Below are 2967 nucleotides of genomic sequence, written 5' to 3'. Positions count from 1 at the left end.
ATTTATCGGTATCTGGATGAAGAGCGTGCAAACCTCGAAGCCAGTGCTGCCAAGCAACTTGAGCTTCAGCAGCTGAACAACTCTTCCAACTGAACTGTCAGCATCTGGGAAACGGAAGCTGCAGCCTGCTTCCAGTTTCAAGCCCATCGCTTACGCATTTTCTAAAACCTTGTGGCCAGGCCCTGGACAGTAAGCGTCCGCCCAAAAGACCTTGCGTGGTTAAACGGGCGCCCATCTATGCGGCAGCAACTCGATAATCTCGCTCGGCTGCTGCATCGGCATGAATTGCTCCGGATTTGCTAGACACATGATGTCTGCTATGGGTTGTGGACTCTCACGAAGGGCAACTGTCAGCCAATCGCGCCGTATCCTGTCCAGGTCTGGTTTATGGGGAAGCCAGGAAACGCAGAGCTGGGACAAGGCCACTATGACTTCGTTTCTCTGCCGGCAGGTCTGCTCCTCTGATTCATCACGACAGCGCGCGCGAGTAAATGGCGAAACTCGTCAGAGAAACTCCGAAAGTTTGTGCAAACACTGTTCCTTTTAAGATGTGAGCCGTCCTGAATATCACGTTCTGCCGCTTAACCAGGAGATTTCGGGGGCTTTCGTATAGAACCTGGAGCGCGCGGCCAATGAGTTTTTTTATCATGTAAAGGAGCGCAAAATGAGCTGCCTGGCGTTCCAATGACGTGTCGCAGTCGACTGGCGCGCAGTCATCTCGGGCACCATGGGTAAAGTCTCGGGCACAATGAGCGCGCTTGCTGTCGACTGCAGGAGACCGGAGGAGGCGTTTTGAAACCATTCCCGCTAAGACCTGGCGCCTCAACTCTGAACATGTTCCTTCAAGGGGGATTGCCACGCCGTGACGCTGTGCCGCAAACGTTAACGGAAAAAGCGGTGATCCCGGGCATTCCAAATGCTCGCTACTGGTTGGACCACGACCTGACTCTGTTCATTCAGGATGCAATTGAGGGCAACAAACGCGAGAGCGAGGCTCTCGCCAGGGCCGGCAAACCGAACAACGTCCTGCCGCAGGCAAGTATGCTGGCAGTTTCGGGAGGCGGTGACGCTGGCACATTCGCAGCGGGACTCATTACGGGTTGGACCACGCATGGGACTCGACCCATGTTCAAGGTCGTCACGGGCATTAGCGCGGGCGCCCTGCTCGCCCCGTTCGCTTACCTGGGATCCGGGTACGACGACGTCATTCGGTATATCGCCAACGCCATCGGTCCAAAAGACGTTTTTCGTTCGCGAAACGTGCTGACCCGTCTTGCCAGCGACGGTATAGCGGACAGCAAGCCACTGTCGCGGCTCATTTCAAAGTACGTCACGGCGGAGATTCTTGCGGCGATTGCATCGGAATACGCCAAAGGACGAATCCTGCTGATCGGCACAACCGACCTTGATTCAGGGCGGCCAGTCACTTGGAACATGGGCACTATTGCCTCTAGCGAAGCACCGGGAGCGCTCGACCTCTTCCGCAACATCATGATCGCGTCGATGAGTATTCCCGGCGCCGTCTCACCCGTGATGATCGATGTGGACGTTGACGGCAAACAGTTTCAGGAAATGCACGTGGACGGAGGGGTAATCACTCAGGTGTTCCTTTACCCACCTGGCACCAAGATGGCGCTGGCCAGAGCCACCGGAGCACCTTTGCGACTCGAACGTCATTTCTATGTCATTCGTAACGGGACACTGGAGCCGCAGTGGTCCGGGACGAAACGCCGTACATTGAGTATCGGCGGTCGAGCCATCAGTGCATTGATTCAAACTCAGGGGATCAGCGACCTGGAGCGAATTTACCGTATGGCGCTGCAGGATGGAGCGGATTTCAATCTTGCGTACATAGGCTCCGACTTTTACTTTCCGCACAATCAGAAATTCGATGGCGAGTACATGAGGCGCTTATTCGATTACGCTTTTCAACTCAGCGCGAAGGGCTATCCGTGGCATAAATCGCCGCCCTCGGAAAACACCGGACTACGAAACACCCGCTGAAAGACTGGACCAATCTGTTGCATCGATCGGCTGTGGATTCAACCGGTGGACGCAACAGATTGGCTAAATCGTTCAAGCGGTTTTGGCGAGATGTTCAAACTGGCAGTGATACCGGGCGTCCTTGAGGCTGGTTTCAAATTCCTCCAGCCCCGCATAGACCTTCTGCAACCCTTGAATCCGGGTCATCAACTCCAGTTTTTTGTCGGTGATCGCCTTGTTCGCCAAATCCCAGGGCAGCTCCTGGCCCCGGTGATCCTGGAGGATCGCCTGCATTTCCTTCAGTTTGAAGCCCAATTGCTGAGCACATTTGATGAACGTCAGCAGTTCAACGCTTTGCTGGCTATAAACTCGATATTTGCCTTCACGCCGGGGCGGCGGCAGCAAGCCAATGTCTTCATAGTGGCGAATGGTTTTAACGGTCGTGCCCGACAACCGAGCTGCTTTGCCGATATACATGAAAAGTCCTTTTTATCGCACAGGAACGGCGCGCGCGTACTGGCGCGCCGCATCTTTGCATACGTATACGGGGTCGGGAACCCGAGGGTGTCAAATGGCAGAGTACTGGCAAGGATGAAGCTGGCATCGCCTGTTGCAAGGCGATGCTGCATACCGTGTGTATCAGTGACTGGCGATATCCCGGGCTTGCTTGAGCCAGGCTTCCCGCTGGTAGGGTCTGGAGCCGAGCAGCGGTCCAAACGTCAGGGTCTTCAACGGTTTGATGCCACAGAACTCCAGTGTGGTCTTGCGCATCTGGTGCAGGCCAGGCATGCGATAGACCCATTTGAAGTACCACGGTGGAGTATCCATCGTAACCAGCAGGTGAGCCGTCCGCCCCTTTAAAAGCTTGTCGGGAAAGGCTTTACCTTCGCGGTACTTGAAGGCAAAACCGGGCAAGAATACCCGGTCAAAAAACCCTTTCATCAAGGCCGGAATGCCCCCCCACCAAATCGGATATACCAATGC

The 2967-nt window shown here is 55.1% G+C and carries 3 protein-coding genes and 1 pseudogene; 2 read left to right on the top strand and 2 right to left on the bottom strand.

Going from position 1 to position 2967, the window contains the following annotated elements; all coding sequences use genetic code 11:
- Both ACRESJ_RS27610 and ACRESJ_RS27605 read left to right on the top strand, forming a co-directional pair.
- Positions 1-93: pseudogene (locus ACRESJ_RS27610) on the top strand (MerR family transcriptional regulator); the annotation flags it as partial.
- A 699-nt stretch (positions 94-792) separates the two neighbouring features.
- A complete protein-coding gene (locus ACRESJ_RS27605; RefSeq protein ID WP_431760693.1) occupies positions 793-2004 on the top strand; it encodes a patatin-like phospholipase family protein in 1212 nt (403 codons plus the stop codon).
- A 72-nt stretch (positions 2005-2076) separates the two neighbouring features.
- Here ACRESJ_RS27605 and ACRESJ_RS27600 read toward each other — a convergent pair whose 3' ends face one another.
- Positions 2077-2460 (bottom strand): MerR family transcriptional regulator, encoded by a 384-nt coding sequence (locus ACRESJ_RS27600; protein ID WP_431760692.1) that lies wholly within the window; start codon positions 2458-2460, stop codon positions 2077-2079.
- Positions 2461-2622: 162 nt separating this feature from the next.
- Positions 2623-2967 (bottom strand): NAD(P)H-dependent oxidoreductase (locus ACRESJ_RS27595; protein ID WP_431760691.1); only part of this gene is annotated, 345 nt, incomplete at its 5' end.

The organism is Pseudomonas sp. (assembly GCF_050739655.1).
In the GTDB taxonomy this organism is placed as follows: Bacteria; Pseudomonadota; Gammaproteobacteria; order Pseudomonadales; family Pseudomonadaceae; genus Aquipseudomonas.
Note: the sequence above shows the minus strand (reverse complement) of the source record. Positions and strands in the feature narration are given on the sequence as shown.